12 protein-coding genes and 1 pseudogene are annotated in these 15,915 nt (G+C 45.2%); 4 read left to right on the top strand and 9 right to left on the bottom strand.

Annotated elements, in window-relative coordinates:
• Positions 1-53: 53 nt before the first annotated feature.
• Complete coding sequence (locus tag AC0VYG_RS11100; RefSeq protein ID WP_475432327.1) at positions 54-1,268, top strand: MFS transporter; 1,215 nt, start codon at positions 54-56, stop codon at positions 1,266-1,268.
• Positions 1,269-1,369: 101 nt separating this feature from the next.
• Here the strand turns inward: AC0VYG_RS11100 and AC0VYG_RS11095 are convergent, their stop codons facing one another.
• The 8 genes and pseudogenes from AC0VYG_RS11095 to AC0VYG_RS11060 form a co-directional block, all read right to left on the bottom strand.
• Positions 1,370-2,245, bottom strand: coding sequence for a carbon-nitrogen hydrolase family protein (locus AC0VYG_RS11095; protein WP_475432326.1), 876 nt, complete (start codon positions 2,243-2,245; stop codon positions 1,370-1,372).
• 3 nt (positions 2,246-2,248) lie between these two features.
• Positions 2,249-2,848: a GNAT family N-acetyltransferase gene (locus tag AC0VYG_RS11090; RefSeq protein WP_475432325.1), complete on the bottom strand. Its 600-nt coding sequence runs from the start codon at positions 2,846-2,848 to the stop codon at positions 2,249-2,251.
• 18 nt (positions 2,849-2,866) lie between these two features.
• Positions 2,867-3,274: a ketosteroid isomerase-related protein gene (locus AC0VYG_RS11085; RefSeq protein WP_475432324.1), complete on the bottom strand. Its 408-nt coding sequence runs from the start codon at positions 3,272-3,274 to the stop codon at positions 2,867-2,869.
• Positions 3,275-3,454: 180 nt separating this feature from the next.
• A complete protein-coding gene (gene pyrC, locus AC0VYG_RS11080) occupies positions 3,455-4,489 on the bottom strand; it encodes a dihydroorotase (protein WP_475432323.1) in 1,035 nt (344 codons plus the stop codon).
• A gap of 212 nt (positions 4,490-4,701) precedes the next feature.
• A complete protein-coding gene (locus AC0VYG_RS11075; RefSeq protein WP_475432322.1) occupies positions 4,702-6,573 on the bottom strand; it encodes a DEAD/DEAH box helicase in 1,872 nt (623 codons plus the stop codon).
• Positions 6,574-6,921: 348 nt separating this feature from the next.
• Positions 6,922-7,689 carry a M90 family metallopeptidase gene (locus tag AC0VYG_RS11070; RefSeq protein ID WP_475432321.1) on the bottom strand — a complete coding sequence of 256 codons (768 nt, stop codon included), beginning with the start codon at positions 7,687-7,689 and terminating at the stop codon, positions 6,922-6,924.
• 197 nt (positions 7,690-7,886) lie between these two features.
• Positions 7,887-8,327: pseudogene (locus AC0VYG_RS11065) on the bottom strand (RbsD/FucU family protein).
• Positions 8,328-8,658: 331 nt separating this feature from the next.
• Positions 8,659-9,792 (bottom strand): 5-methyltetrahydropteroyltriglutamate--homocysteine S-methyltransferase, encoded by a 1,134-nt coding sequence (locus tag AC0VYG_RS11060; RefSeq protein ID WP_475432320.1) that lies wholly within the window; start codon positions 9,790-9,792, stop codon positions 8,659-8,661.
• A 252-nt stretch (positions 9,793-10,044) separates the two neighbouring features.
• On the opposite strand from AC0VYG_RS11060, the gene AC0VYG_RS11055 reads away from it, so the two are divergent.
• The gene (locus tag AC0VYG_RS11055) at positions 10,045-11,970 is read left to right on the top strand and encodes an amidohydrolase (protein ID WP_475432319.1); all 1,926 of its coding nucleotides are present in this window, start codon (positions 10,045-10,047) and stop codon (positions 11,968-11,970) included.
• A gap of 378 nt (positions 11,971-12,348) precedes the next feature.
• Here AC0VYG_RS11055 and AC0VYG_RS11050 read toward each other — a convergent pair whose 3' ends face one another.
• Positions 12,349-13,263, bottom strand: coding sequence for a LysR family transcriptional regulator (locus AC0VYG_RS11050; RefSeq protein WP_475432318.1), 915 nt, complete (start codon positions 13,261-13,263; stop codon positions 12,349-12,351).
• An 86-nt stretch (positions 13,264-13,349) separates the two neighbouring features.
• Between AC0VYG_RS11050 and AC0VYG_RS11045 the strand changes: the two genes are divergently transcribed.
• On the top strand, positions 13,350-14,891 hold the full coding sequence (locus AC0VYG_RS11045) for a sulfatase (RefSeq protein ID WP_475432317.1): 1,542 nt from the start codon (positions 13,350-13,352) through the stop codon (positions 14,889-14,891).
• Positions 14,891-15,883 (top strand): Bug family tripartite tricarboxylate transporter substrate binding protein, encoded by a 993-nt coding sequence (locus tag AC0VYG_RS11040; RefSeq protein ID WP_475432316.1) that lies wholly within the window; start codon positions 14,891-14,893, stop codon positions 15,881-15,883. The genes AC0VYG_RS11045 and AC0VYG_RS11040 overlap by 1 nt, the downstream gene beginning before the upstream one ends.
• Positions 15,884-15,915 lie beyond the last annotated feature (32 nt).

Raw genomic sequence — 15,915 nt, 5'->3', positions numbered from 1 at the left:
TGAGTGTTTTTTATACATCAACCCAATTAGTCACTCGTGCAAGGAGAATTGCAATGCGGCTCGCAGTCACCTTTGGTTTTAATCAGGCCATCAGCCACGGCTTTGGTATGTTTTTATTCGCAGCCTTAGTGCCAATGATGCAGCAGACGCTGGATATCAATAGTTGGTATCTTGCATTAGCGGGTGCGCTCACACAGATTGCGTATTTGTGTGGTGCCATGATGTTGGGTGTAATTGGTCATCGCTTAGATTCAGGTCGTACCTTGCTTGTTACAGGCACACTGACTTCTTCTTTGCTGTTCATCATGGGATGTCTGGATAATCCCGTCATCATGATTTGTTTATTGACCATTATGGCCGCCAGTGCCGCTATGAGCTGGGGTTCTATTGTGGAATTGGTGACACGACATGGGCGTGCTGACCGCACTGCAACGAACCTTTCGATTGCCTCCAGTGGTACCGCGTGGGGTTACAGTGTCAACGGCCTGATTATCTTGTTAATCGTACCCTTACTGGGCTGGCGCAGCAGCTGGATGGCAGCGGCAGTGTTGGGTTTGATCGTTGTCTTCGCCACCTTCACATTGCTGAAAAGCATGCGTAGTCAAGCACAAACCCAAGACATTGATGTTAACTTTGCCGTGGCAATGGAAACGAAACAGCTATTTAAAACCGTTCTTCGTGAACGCACAGCGTTTCTATCATGCTTTATTCTTTTGTTGGTTGGTGCCTCTACCATAACATTCACCACTTGGCTAAACACCTACTTAGCAGAACTATCCTTACCATCCGCTTTAGGCGGTTATACTTGGGGGATGATTGGTTTGACTGGCATGATTGCAGGCTTCTTTGTGGGCAAATTGGCCGACAAAAAAGGCCACGGCGTGGCACTCTTAGGCATCTTTGGTATCTTTGCCTTAAGCTTGGTGGCGTTTTCCTTCAACCCAGCTAAATTCGTGATGCTCGCAGGGTTTGGCTACGGCATGATGTACTTCCCCATTTGGGGCATTGTCGCAGGCTGGGTGAACAAACAATACTCATCCAAAGCCACCATGCAAATCAATGGCATTGGTATGGTTACCTTTGGTCTCGGCGGCACCTTAGGCAACTTGTTAGCGGGTATGATCCATGAGGCAACCGGCAGCTTACAAAATGTTTATTGGTTAATTAGCGGCCTTGGGATTGTACTGTTTATCTTAGCCATGTACATCTACCAAAGCGAGCGTCAAGCAAAAACCTCAATGGTGGGAAACATCTCGCCAGCAGCCTAACCTCGCCTCATCCAACGACCTGGCCTCAAGTCACAAAGAGGCCGAAGGCGTCACGCTAAAGTATGCGGCTTTGCCCTCATACTTTAGCGTTTTTCACACAGTCACACAGGACCTTGCAAAGCAAACTGCTTTGGCCAATCTCGATGATTACACACCTGCCCGTGTTGGCGAATACGGGCAATTTCAGACAAATCCAGCGTGGCAAATACCCAACCTGCATCATCATTATCCCCCTGCGCTAAAATACCATTATCTGGAAAGCCGTAATCGACTGGCGTATAGACACTCGCTCGTCCCATATTCACATCCACCGCTTCTGACCAAGGCGCATTGCCAACGGTAGGCGACTGTACTACATAACATTGGTTCTCCAATGCGCGTGCTTGGCAGCCAATACGCACCCGATGAAAGCCAGCTTGTGTATCGGTACAGCTTGGCACCAGTAATAAATCCGCCCCCGCTGCCACTTGCTGGCTGGCAATCATGGGGAATTCTGAGTCGTAACAAATATGAATGCCTAAGCGCCCCAGATCAGTATCGATCACTTTGATTTGATCGCCAGCGCTGATATGCCATTGCTCGTTTTCAAAGCGTGTCATCATCAGCTTGTCTTGGAAATCGATTACCCCCTCGGGACCAAACAAATTGGCGCGATTAACAAAACAGTCACCGCCTTGCAGAGTTGGAAAGGAACTGGCGAGAATCATCACATTATGACGTTTGGCCAACGCCATATGCAGATCGTGCCATTTAGGTAACAGCGTTTGCATCGCATGAATCTGGCGCTGCAAATCACTGTAAACCGCTTCGCCAAATAAAGACGCCAGCTCCATACTGCCATATTCGGGAAAAACCAATAACTCTGCCCCTTGCTGTACCGCCTCCGCGACCCAATTGGTGAGCTTATCGGCAAAGTCTTCCCATTCAGAAAAAAAGCCTATGTCGTATTGTGCTGTTGCCAGTTTAAATGCACTCATCGCTTAAAAGTACTCATAAAGAGCTTTCATCCAAAACATCATGGGTTTACGGGTTTCTTCATAGTCGCCCCTATCTTTCCAGCTAAAATAGGTCATCAGTTCTGGCCGTTTCTCATAACCACGATGCTGCCAAAAAGTATCCAACGGTTGATAATCCGCAGGACGAGCGGGGTGATCCTCAGGACGCTGCACGCCGCAAAAGCACGAGTATTTGATCCCCGCAAGGGCTTTTCCATGAGCTTCCCGGTGTTCAAAGAACGCCACCCCCGCCCCTTGTCCACGATATTCTGGTAATAAGACGGATTCACCGCAATAGAAAATCTCGTCGATATTAAAATCAGCCTCGACAAATGGCTGTTTTACTTCCGCTGTCTCATGTCTAAGCGGCACACCTGTTGACGCCCCCACTACTTTATCGCCATCAAAGGCTAGCACAATGACACTGTTTGGTGCGTCAATATAGGTCTTAAGATAACGCGCTTCGTAAGCCAAATCCCCATCATAAAGATAAGGAAAATCCCGAAACACACGCATGCGCAGCTCAGCAAGTTGAGGAATGTATTGAGTCAATTGCGAGCCAGAGAGAGATTGAAAAGTCAGCATAATGTCATTTCGCCCAGCTTAAGCAGAGACCTGGGCAATCCAGTCTTCAAGATTATAGTAGTTGGTCACGCGGGCTACTTTTCCATCGCGGATATCAAAGAAAGCTCCGGCTGGCAGTTTGTAGGTCTGGCCATTTGCGTCTGGCAACCCGTCATCGGTCATCAAGTACTCACCTAGCACAGTAAACTCAACCGCCGCACGATCACCCTCTGGATTCGACATCACCACGATATCGACAATGGTTTCTTTGTAATTGCGATTCATACGCGCCATAAAGGCCGCAAACGTGTCTTTGCCCACCTCACGATTACCTTGATTAATGTCATGGACCACATCGTCCGTTAGTAAAGACAAGAAGGCGTCCATATCTTGGGCGTTAAATGCGTCGTAATATTGTTGCAGTAATTCAACCGTGGCTTGACTCATGGGCAAGACTCCAAACAAAGAAAAATCAAAGCCCGAATGGTAATAATTTAACTTTGCACGAGAAAGGCTTTTTTAACACGAGTGGCCTAATCAGACAAAAAACTGTCGAGGCTTGAACAAGTTATAAAAAAATCGAATCCATTTCTGAGTTCGATTTTTTTATAGAGCCAACAAACAGTTTTATTTTTTCAACTTCCAAGCCACTGGTTTACCAGCAAAGAAAGGCACAATCGGCTCGCCGTTTGGTAGAGTAATGCTATCCGGCACTTCCCATGACTCGCGAATCAAGGTAACCGTTTGCGTGTTGCGAGGCAGTCCATAAAAATCCGCACCGTGCAAACTGGCAAAACCTTCTAGCTTATCTAACGCGTCCAGCTCATCAAATACTTGCGCATACAGCTCAAGGGCCGACCAAGCACTGTAGCAACCCGCACAGCCACAGTCGGATTCTTTGCGATGTTTAGCATGGGGCGCCGAATCAGTACCTAAAAAGAATTTCGGCGAGCCGGATTGGACAGCCGCACGTAAGGCTTCTTGGTGAGTACTGCGTTTGAGTACTGGCAAGCAATAGTTATGGGGACGAATACCACCATCCAACATATCATTGCGATTCAGCAATAAATGCTGTGGTGTAATAGTGGCCGCCACGCCTTCGCGGGCATTAAGCACAAAGTCAGCGGCATCTTTTGTGGTGATGTGCTCAAATACCACTTTTAAATGTGGCACCCGCTCAACAATATTCACCATATGCTGATCGATAAAGGCTTTTTCACGATCAAAAATATCAATGTGCTTTTGTGTCACTTCGCCATGAATCAACAACAACATGTCATTGTCTGCTAGCGCCTCAAACACAGGGTAAAGCGACTCAAGGGAATTCACGCCAGAATCGGAATTGGTTGTCGCCCCTGCCGGATACATTTTCGCCGCAAGCACACCCGCTTTTTTCGCCTCTTGAATATCTTGAACGCTGGTTTTATCAGTCAAATAAATCGTCATCAGAGGCGTAAAAGAACTCCCCTCAGGTCGAGCGGCCATAATACGTTCTTTATAACTCAACGCTAATTCGGCATTAATCACTGGTGGAACAAGGTTGGGCATAACGACGGCTCTTGCAAAACAGCGTGCCGTGGCGGGCACCGTTTCGAGCAACATATCCCCGTCGCGAAAATGTAAGTGCCAATCATCCGGTTTAATAATAGTAATTTCGTTCATTACAGGCCTTATGTGGTAAAGAAGGGAAAGCCTTTGCATGTTAACAGGCGTTTGGATTTTAGCAGAATAAAAACAAAGTCGCAGCGCCCATCGATCGACTAGGACTGCTCCTCCTCATCATGAACACAAAAAAAGCCGAACAAATTGCTCTGCTCGGCTTTTTAATATCTTTACAACCTATCGTTTCGCAAACAATACGTTGATCGGAATGATTAGCTGTCTTTACGTGGCGCTCTTGGACGACGATCACCGCGATTGTTATCACGATCACGACCACCAGAAGCACGACGGCGTTCGCCAGATGCATTAGAAGGACGGCGATCACCAGATGGACGCTTACGAGCAGAAGGAGCCGCAGCACGCTTGTTCAACGCATCTGCATCTTCTAGTTTGGCAATATCAGAACGTTGACCACAGATACGCGTCTTACCCAACTTACCTAGGGCTTCACCTGTCAAATTAGAAGGCAAATCCACTGTTGCAAAGTCTTCATAAATTTCGATGTGGCCAATGTAACGACTTTCAATGTCCGCTTCATTGGCAATGGCGCCGACAATATTGCCGGGCTTAACGCCATCGCTGTAACCCACTTGAACCACATAACGTGTCATCGCCGTATCTGGATCGTCTTTCAACGGCATCGCTTCCGCCGTCACTGGACGCTGTTTACGAGGAGCACGTTCTGGACGGTCGCCACGCGGGCCACGATCTGAGCGGTCACCACGATCCGAACGTTCACGACGTTCTTGACGTACTTCCATTTCAGACAATAACAACGAGGTTTTACCTTGAGCCATATGAGCCAACGCAGCAGCCATTTTTAATGGATCCACTTCGTTTTCTTTTTGGTACTCTTGAACAAGCTCTAAGAAGAAATCAAGATCTTCGTTGTCCATGGTCTCAGTGATGCGCTGTTTAAAGCGGCTAACACGCTGCTGGTTAATGTCAGAAGCGGTAGGCAACTGCATCTTTTCAATGGGTTGGCGAGTCGCACGCTCAATCGCTTGCAACATACGACGCTCACGGTTGGCAACAAACAAAATCGCGGTACCTGAACGACCAGCACGGCCTGTACGACCAATACGGTGAACGTAAGACTCTGTATCGTATGGAATGTCGTAGTTTACTACGTGACTAACACGCTCTACGTCCAAACCACGCGCCACCACGTCTGTGGCAACAAGAATATCGATCTGACCGTTTTTGATGCGATCAACCGTACGCTCACGCAAATTCTGGCTGATGTCACCGTTAAGAGCTTCACAAGCATGACCGCGAGCCGTTAGTTTTTCAGCTAACTCAACCGTTGCGGCTTTGGTACGAACAAAGATGATCATGCCATCGTGTTCGTTCATTTCAAGAATACGAGTCAAAGCGTCCAGTTTATGTAGGCCGCTTACTTGCCAGTATTTTTGCGTAATCGTCATCGCGGTCGATGTTTTCGTTACGATTTTTACTTCTTTTGGATTATTCAAATGGCGGTTTGCCACTTGGCGAATCACAGAAGGCATGGTCGCAGAAAACAGAGCGATTTGGCGCGTCGGTGGCGTTTGCTCTAGGATCCATTCGACATCGTCGATGAAGCCCATGCGCAGCATTTCGTCTGCTTCATCCAAAACCAACGCTTTAAGCGTATCCAGTTTTAGGGTTTTACGACGAATATGGTCCATAACACGACCAGGTGTACCCACAACGACTTGCACACCACGTCTTAGTTGGCGGAGTTGAGAGTCGTATGACATGCCGCCGTAAATGGGCAAAACATGAAAATCTGGAATATTACGGGCATAACTTTGAAATGCTTCAGAAACCTGAATAGCAAGTTCACGAGTTGGAGCCAATACAAGTAGTTGTGTCGTTTTATCTGTAACATCAATGCGAGACAGCAGCGGAAGCGCAAACGCCGCCGTCTTACCAGTACCCGTCTGCGCTTGCCCAAGAAGATCGCGACCTTCTAATAGATATGGAATACTTTGCGCTTGGATAGCTGAGGGTTGCTCATAACCGAGATCGGCAACCGCTTTAAGAACAGGGGCTATTAGACCCAACGAATCAAATGTAGGCTGAATATCAGCGTCAGACATGTAAATGTGTACCTTTTTTTTGGTGGGAGTAAGGCGTGCAATCATTTTACATGCCTTAACAAAATTCTCTGGAATTTTCTGAGGAAAACCTAGCGGGCTATTATAGCTAAATAATTAAAATTTAGCTAGGGGGCTTTTATCAAAGCCGATAACTTAATGTTTTTTTATTTGTCTCAATGCCAAAAAACACGCCAAAAAAACTATTTAAAGGAGACCTTTGCACAATGTCACGAGCGACGCCAAGACGCGGCAAAAATAGACGAGAAAGCGGAGTTTATAGTTATAAATGAGCATTTTGAGTTTGTTTTTAACAAAGTATTGGCAAGCGCAGTAGTCGTGCAAAAATCTCTAAAAGGGCGTTTGACGATAAAACAAACATAATAAGCGATAAACATTCGGCATAGTATGTACCATCGCCTCCGGTGCCTCAAAGAAGGTTTCACTGCAAACAGCAAAAAATTCCGCTGGACTGGTCAATGCGTACACATCAATGGGCAAAGCCATATGCTGCTCCACATTTCGTTCTAAACGCCCCCAGGCTGACATAAACACATCATGCCACTCTCCCGCATCCATTCCGGGATGCATCGGCGGTGCCCCATTGGCCCCATCACGCAGCATGTCTAACTTGTGGGCAAACTCATGAATCACCACATTACTCGCTTTGCCATGACGCGCTTGAGGGCCAGACTCTAAAATCGATTGCCACGACAAGATAACCGGCCCACGCAACCAAGCTTCGCCACTTAATCCTGGGCCTCTTTCATGCACAACACCATCTGCTGTTCGATAGGTTCGTGGCGGAAGAAAATCCCCTTCATAAACCACAATGCTGTGCACGTGATCGTACCAATTCAGTCCCAAATGCAAAATTGGCACACAGGCCATGGTGGCCAGTTTCATATAAACAGATTCAGTAAGCTCGAAGTCGCCGCCTGCCGAAAAGCTTTTACGAACCAAAAAGCGAAAGGTTAATGCTCTTAGCGCATCTCGCTCTTCCCCTTGAAAGCGAGCTGCCACGGGCCAATCGGCAATGGAAGCCTCCCACATTTCAGTGGTAAAGCCAGCCTCTTTAACTCGTCTACTTTCTAACCACTCACGAACATGCTCGAACATCGCGCTACTCACTTATATGTATTATCGTCAGCCAATATGTCAACGCCCTTTCATCGAAAACAATCCCATAGCACACGCTAAAAAGAACAGTATCCATCAAAAAAACACAGGCACCCAATGGGCAACCTGTGTTTTAACATGGCTTTTCTAATCGATGACAAACGATGTTAGGCACTTATTTAAAGTATTAATAAGATTTAAGCGAAGATCACGCCTTTTTTCAATAAAAAGCATCCATAACCCCGCGCTTCACCAGTCACTACAATGGCAAATGCTTGTTTAGCTGCCTCATAAAAAGCGAAACGCTCTAATGATCCCATCTCAGTACTCTCGCTATCCGCCGCTTATAACACCGCAGAAAATTCTTGCTGAACCTCCGGCATATAGGCTTCATCCTCCCCCACCACCTGCATTCTTTGTACAGGGTGATCCACAAACGTATCCAAAGGCAATACGGATAAAATGGCAGTCGCGGCTTCAGTGACGGACACGCCGTCCAAACGAATAACAGGCTTGCCATTAGCAACGGACACAGCGGGGAAATTACGATCTACCAACACAATGTTGTCTCCGTGTCCCATGCTACGCAACACATTTAATAACTCGCCGTTCAGTAGTGGGTGGATATTTTTTAGCATATTCAGCTCCTAAATTGCCGCCTACTACGCGACAAAAATTGTACGATAATAATTATTGTTGCTGCACAATGGCCGCTTTACTTTACAAGCGATGGCCTCTTTTTGTTCGATATAGGATATAAAGCATAGAAACAAATCTTGCGCTTATATTACATCATTATGAAAACAATGAGCGAGTAAACACAACACGAAACAGACAAGCGATAAACACGTCACGCTATAAGACAAAAGGATCAGGAAGCCACTAATAAAGTGCTCCCCGATCGTTTTAATAGACAAGAACGGGCTCAAATACCTAAGAAAAAGATCTAAGAAAAAGGTCTAAAAAAACTTAAGAGTCCCAAACTTGATCAGCCACCTGATTGAGTAAACGAATTTTGTTCCATTGATCATCAATAGTTAGCTTATTACCCTCTGCGGTCGAGGCAAAACCACACTGGGGACTAATGCATAAATTCGCTAAAGGAACATAGTCCGATGCCTCTTTAATACGTGCTTTAATCAACTCGGGATCTTCAAGCTCGGGAAACTTAGAGGTCACTAAGCCCAGCACAATACGCGCCTCTTTTCCTTCGCAATAACGCAATGGGGCAAAGTCCCCTGCTCGGTCATTATCGTACTCAAGGAAAAAACCATCGTAATGGGTCGCAAACAAGGCCTTAGCGACCGGCTCATAACCACCGGAAAACAACCAAGAAGACGCATGATTACCGCGACAAATATGGGTTGTGATCACCAGGTCATCCGGTTTGTCTGCTAAGGATTGATTAATAATTTGCGTACAAATATCACTGATTTTATCGGGATCAATGCCGCGCGCTACCAAGCCATCACGCTTCTCTGCATCCACAAGAAACGCCCAGTTTGTATCGTCAAACTGCAAATAGCGACAGCCGTGGGCATAATAGGCCTGAATCGCATCACGATAGGTTTGCGCTAAGTCGTGATAAAACCCATCTACATCATCATAGATCTCATCCAAACGAGACGAACCATCATTAGCCAAGATTTCTTGACGTAAGATCATCGTGGGGCTTGGAATCGTCGCCTTGGCAACACTCCCATCACCCGTTTCAGCAGCCTTTTTAAGAAAGTCAAAATGCGCTAAGAAGGGATGGTTAGGATTAAATGAGACTTTACCAGAAACACGAATATTATAAGAAGGCGCATCCTTTCCTTTAAACTGCTGATTGTAGCCTGCCTCGGGTACATAGCCTTCCACACCATTAAGGTTTTCTAGGAAATCAATATGCCACCAACTACGACGAAATTCGCCATCAGTAATCGCCTTTAACCCTGCCGCTTTTTGCTGCTCAATCAACTCTAAAATAGCACGATCTTCCACAGCGGTTAACGCGGCTCGATCAATAACACCTTCTTTGAAATCACGGCGAGCTTGATGAAGATACTCAGGACGCAGATAACTACCAACAACATCAGAGCGAGAAGGAAAACGAACATCCATGGAAAACACCTCTTTCAAATCATTTAAGTGACCACCATCGTAAAGACTCCACCCTCACACGTGAACCAAATTCTCTTCATGGAAAACCTGCATAAAATTCACTTTATTAAAATACTCATTGAATTCGCTCAAAAATTTTAGTGTAACGACCTGTAATAGGAGGGGTTAATAGAAACTGCTATAACACCTTTTCGGAATTATCGAACCCAAGATAGGCCCGCTTCTAACGCTCTATTTAAGGAAATAAGTACAATGAACCATAATCATACAACACATATTTCATGTTCATGCTGCAATCCACTTTGGAAGTCCTTCCTACCCGAAGACTTTTCTCACAACGTAAACACCAAAGACACGTTTCAGCTATCTGTTTCGCCCCAAGACCACAATATTGCCCAAATCATTCGAGTTGAGCGTTACTCAGAACTTGCAGAGAAAGCATCGGGCACCATCATCACCATGAAGGATGGACAAAATGAAAAAGTAGAAGCCATTGGTATGGTTGGCGAAAAAGTCCTTGCGACAGGAAACTACGAAGACGTCCAAAACGCCATTAAAGCGTCACAAGCAAGCGAAACAATAGAACGAGTACTCACGGGGTCAGAAACCCTAATACCAGGCATGATAGATCCCCATATACATATTGTATCGACAGCCGTCATGAACATATGTACCGATGTAGGGCCTTTTGATGGCCAATATTTACGTAAGGACTACAATCGAACCTTTGTCATTAAAACATTAGCTGAATTAGCAGACTCAATTGAAGCAACAATGAAAGATGAAGATGTTGAACAACATTGGGTGCTTGGCCGTAATGTCGACCCTTCTCTATTTAGCGGAAAAGATCGTGAATTTAACGCCGACACCCTTGATGAAATATCCACCAAACTACCTGTGTACATAATGAATTCATCAGGCCATCTAGCCTACATCAATTCAGTCGCCATCAAATTGCTACGAGAAGCCAAAGTTCCGTTACCAGAAAATGATAATGGCATTTTAGCGGAACTCGACGAAATGCTCCCTGTTGTTCAATACATTTTGAGTCAGCAGGATGCTAAGGTATTAGGCGCAAAGATAGACCTATATGTAGACAGTTTACTTGCAGAAACAAGCAAGCGTGGTCTGACCACAGTATTGGATGCGGCGGTGGACCCATGGGATCAAACAAGCAAATTTAATCAACCAGAATATCTGAAACAAAAAGCCCATAATGCAAACTGTCCCGTTAGAATAGCGGGGGCTTTGGTCGTACTTTCGCCTAATGACTTTGAAACGAAAATTGACCCTAGTTATCTCCCCATGCAGGGAGATGATAAATTCTTCTTACCCTTTATTAAAGTCATCTCTGATGGCTCAAACCAAGGTCTGACGGGCTATCAATACAAAACCTATTGCTGTGATGAAGATTATCAAGCATACAATGATGAAAACCGTTATCAAAATACCAACCATGGTATCTTCAACTTTAGCTATCCTGGTGAGTTTCAAGTGACATTTAATAAATCGGTTGCTAGAGGCTGGCCAATCATGGTGCATGCTAATGGCGACCAAGCCATCAAACGCACTATTGATACATTTAGAAGTACCGGAATAGATGCAAGCTCCATAGAAGTAAGGCGAGACCGTATTGAGCATGCTTCACTGATTAGCAACCAGAGCTTCGAAAGCATGCGTGATCTAGGTATTTCTCCCAGCTTTCTTATTGGCCATGTTGGTTATTGGGGATGGGCTTTCCAACAGACCATCCTTGGTGAGGAAAGAGCAAGCGTACTGGATCGTTGCAATTCCGCCTTACAATATGGCATCAAATTCACTCTTCACAGTGATAATGGCGTATCGCCTCTTGGGCCGCTGCGTATGATGGAGCAATCCATTTCTCGTTTTATGGAAGGCGCACCTAGTCGTGCAAGCAATAAGGTTCTCACAAAAGACGAATGCATCACACCATTTGAAGCACTGCGAGCGGTCACACTTGATGCCGCCTGGCAATGTCACGCCGATAAGATGGTTGGTTCATTAGAAGCGGGGAAATACGCCGATTTTGTCATTCTTCAGCAGTCGCCATTAACTTATTTATCAACCAATCCAGAAAACAAAGTCGCTAATATGCGCGATATTCCAGTATTAGAAACATGGAAAGGCGCCAAATGCGTCTACCACTGGAAAGACTAATCGAAGCCATCTACGCTTGAGCCTCTAAGAACTAAAAAACGCTATTCGATTCCCTCGAATAGCGTTTTTTAATCAGTCCGTGCTGCTAACGAGCATCCTGCTGTTTACCCGATGGCATGGCTCAGGCGCTTTGACAAGTATGGGAATTATGACGAGGGCGATTTTCTTTCATCTGTTCACACCACTTGGAAGAAAAATGCCAGAGTATGATCCCATGGAAACCTTGTTGGCAATGATGGTGGAGAGCTCTTTATACGAGCGTGTCTTGTCTGGCTTTCGAGTGTTTTCTTAGCCATTCGCGACACACTTTCGGTGGATGGAATCCTAAACAAAATGCGACAAAAAATAAGAGTATTTTATGACAAGCAGACCTTAGCATTAAGATGACATTTTAATGACTGAGCCAACGATTGACTTAAACGTTCTTACCAAAGGTTGATCTGCTGAAATTTGCCGATAATACACGTTGATTGGGATGTCCCAAAGAGGTTCCGCAAGTTTTAATTGAACAAGGCCTGACTGGGCGGCAAGCTTTACGAGAGGCGGTACTAAGAAACTGATTAACTCAGAAGAATGCACCATCGATATCAAAGCCGCCGCTGAGTTAGAGCGCATACTTATTTCTGGAATAGAAAGGCCTCTTAATGACATATAGTTTTGTGCCAAATAGAAAAAAGAATTGTCGTCGTTAAATCCAGCCCATGAAAATTTTGTAAGCTCCGTAGCAGAAACACTATCGCTTTCTACAAGTATATGTTCTTGATCTGCCACTGCGACCAATGGCAAGCTACCAATAAAATTGGTATCAATACCCTCTTGATTCAAAGTGGGTATGGAACCAGCAGCTAGCAGCACATCTATGTCTCCTGCAATAAATTGTGTCGCTAACTCCCCCCCTATGCCTGTAATCAAATCAATTGACATACCAGGGAATTGCCTTTGAAGTTCTGGCAATACTGAGTCGAGGACTGTTGCCGTCCAAGCAATTCCAACCCCGAGCCTCAATCTACCAGGCGTGCCTGATTTAAGTCTCGTAATATCCTCTAAAGCAAGCCGCTGGCCATGCTTCATCGCATCAGAATAATGATACAGAACCTCACCAGCTTTGGTTGGAATAACACCACGAGGTTGACGAAGAAATAACTCGGTATCCAATTCCTCCTCTAATTGTCGGATACTCATACTCAAAGCAGGTTGAGATATTCCAAACAATTCAGCTGCATGCTTTATATTTCCACTTTCATACACAGCCATGAAATGAAGTAGCCTACGGTTCATCAAAGTCACACTCATATATCAATCTTTCTTATATATAGTTAAATATATTATATTTTTACTTATTCCTACTCCATTGTACAGTCGGACTAGGAGGTACAATCATGCGTACAATATTTGTTCTATTCGACAGTCTTAATAAAAGCGCTATTGGCGCATATGGTGGAACTTCGGTAAAAACCCCGAATTTTGACCGATTCGCCAAAAAGGCGATGACATTTGATCGTCATTACGCAGGATCACTTCCGTGCATGCCTGCACGACGTGATATGCATACAGGACGATTAAACTTCACTCATAGAAGCTGGGGGCCTCTTGAGCCTTTTGATAACTCTTTCGCAGAAATATTGAAAAGCCATGAAATATACACTCACATGGTTAGCGACCACCTTCATTATTTCGAAGACGGTGGCGCAGGATTTCACACAAGATTTAATACTTGGGACTTCATTCGTGGACAGGAGTACGATCCCTGGATCCCCATGGTTAAGCCCCCTCTCGACAGATTTAAGGCAAAGTATGATCAACGCCACTATCCAATGACTCGAGATAGCAAGCGTTTCCAGTCAATGATCAACCGAGAAATGATTAGAGACGAAGACGAGTTTCCATGTCCTAAATGCTTCAAATCCGGATTCGAGTTCTTAGATCTAAATAAAGACGCCGATGATTGGCTATTGATGCTGGAGTGCTTTGACCCACATGAGCCATTTCACGCACCAGAGCGATTTAAAGAAGCTTATGATTGCAATAAAGGCCTTGTGCTCGATTGGCCTCACTATGAACGAGTTGTCGAAAACCCTGAAGATATCGAAATCATACGTGCTAACTATGCAGCATTAGTGGCTATGTGCGACGACTATTTTGGTCAATTGCTAGACTACCTCGACAGATATGATATGTGGAAGGATACGGCCATTGTCCTTAGTACAGATCATGGTTTCCTACTTTCTGAACATGGCTGGTGGGGGAAAATGAGAATGCCATACTACGAAGAGGTTAGCCATCTTCCTCTCATGATTCATGATCCCCGTTATCCAGAAGCAGCAGGTAAACGAACCAATGCCTTAACTCAAACGGCGGACTTAATGCCGACCATGTTAGGCTTTCATGGTGCCGAAGTCCCAAGAGAGATTCGCTCACGCGATTTATCTGAAATATTAGCGAACCCTTCCGACCATGGCCGTGACGTGGCTGTTTTCGGAGTATTCGGTGGGCCCTTAGGCATTACTGATGGCACCCATGTGCTGTATTATTATCCTCTAGACTGGCGTGCAGCTGGCTTGAAAGAATATACCTTGGCTCCCCACCATATGTCTGGAGCTTTCTCCATTAATGAGCTGAAAACAGCGACACTGACTGATGGTTTTGATTTTACAAAAGGCATACCCATTTTATCGATTGAAGCCTTACCTGAAGCCCCTAGAGTCCCTATGAACGATGGTAAGGGGTTTGATGATGTGGGTACAAAACTGTACAACTTATCCGTTGACCCAAAGCAACAAAACCCAATCGAAGACGAGGGCATAACGATTCTGCTTTTAAACAAAGCCATGGATGTCCTTATTGATCACGATACTCCCATCGAAGTGTATCACTGGTATGGTCTTGAGAATTTCTATAAAAACAAAAAAGGAAATGACTAATGAAAATACTCAACAAAATCGCGACAGTTGTTGGAGCTGTCTTATTCACTGGATATGCAATGGCAGGCTATCCAGATCGTAATATAGAAAATATTTATCCATGGGCCCCCGGCGCTACAATGGCGGCTAGTCAAGTAATAGCAGATGCTATGGGAAAGAAGCTTGGTGTGAATATTTCAGTTGTATCTACACCGGGGGCTGGTGGCATTAAGGCATTCGAAACGGCCATGGCAAAGCCAGCAGATGGCTATACGATTATTGATGGCTATGTCGCGCCATTAGTACTTAAACCCATGCAAGGAAGTGTGAAGTGGAAATATACAGACTTCACGCCTCTTTGGTCAGCCACTTCTAACTCGTTTGCTGTTGCTGTTAGGAAAGACGACCCACGTTTTTCGACAATAAATGCGCTGCTTAAATATGCTGCCTCTCACCCTGGTGAACTTCGCTACTCTCCGGGGACTTACAGTGGCCTACCTCATATGGTAATGGCAAAAGTGATGCAGCAAAATCACGCACTAGCGCAAGTAGTACCCTACCCTGAAATCGACACTGCTGTTCGAGACCTTCGGGGAGGAATACTCGACTTTATTGTTATTAACCCCGGTGTTTATAAAATAAACAAAGCTGATGTCAAAATACTCACCGTTCTTTCCACTCTCAAGCGTTCATCAGATACTTATGACGGTGCACCTCTAATTGGGGATTCTGGTATAGATATGGGCATGACCAATCTATCACCTATGGGATGGAATTGGTGGCTTGTTCGCAAGAATACCCCAAAAAATATTGTTACTAAGTTACGCAAAGCCATGGGAGCAGTCGTCAATGACCCCGCAATCCAAGCTAAACTTCTCGATATGGGGTACGTGCCCACCCTATTCTCTCCGGCACAATATTCTGACATTGTCTCCTCAGTAACAAAACAACTTCAAAGCAGCATCAATGCAATAAAATGGGAAAAGACTCAATTATCTAAATTATCTAAATGATTCACCTAGGCGGTCCTAGAATATAGGACCGC

Source organism: Marinomonas sp. 63XJN7_7_ISO-PGPR-S23-202 (assembly GCF_056173505.1).
Note: the sequence above shows the minus strand (reverse complement) of the source record. Positions and strands in the feature narration are given on the sequence as shown.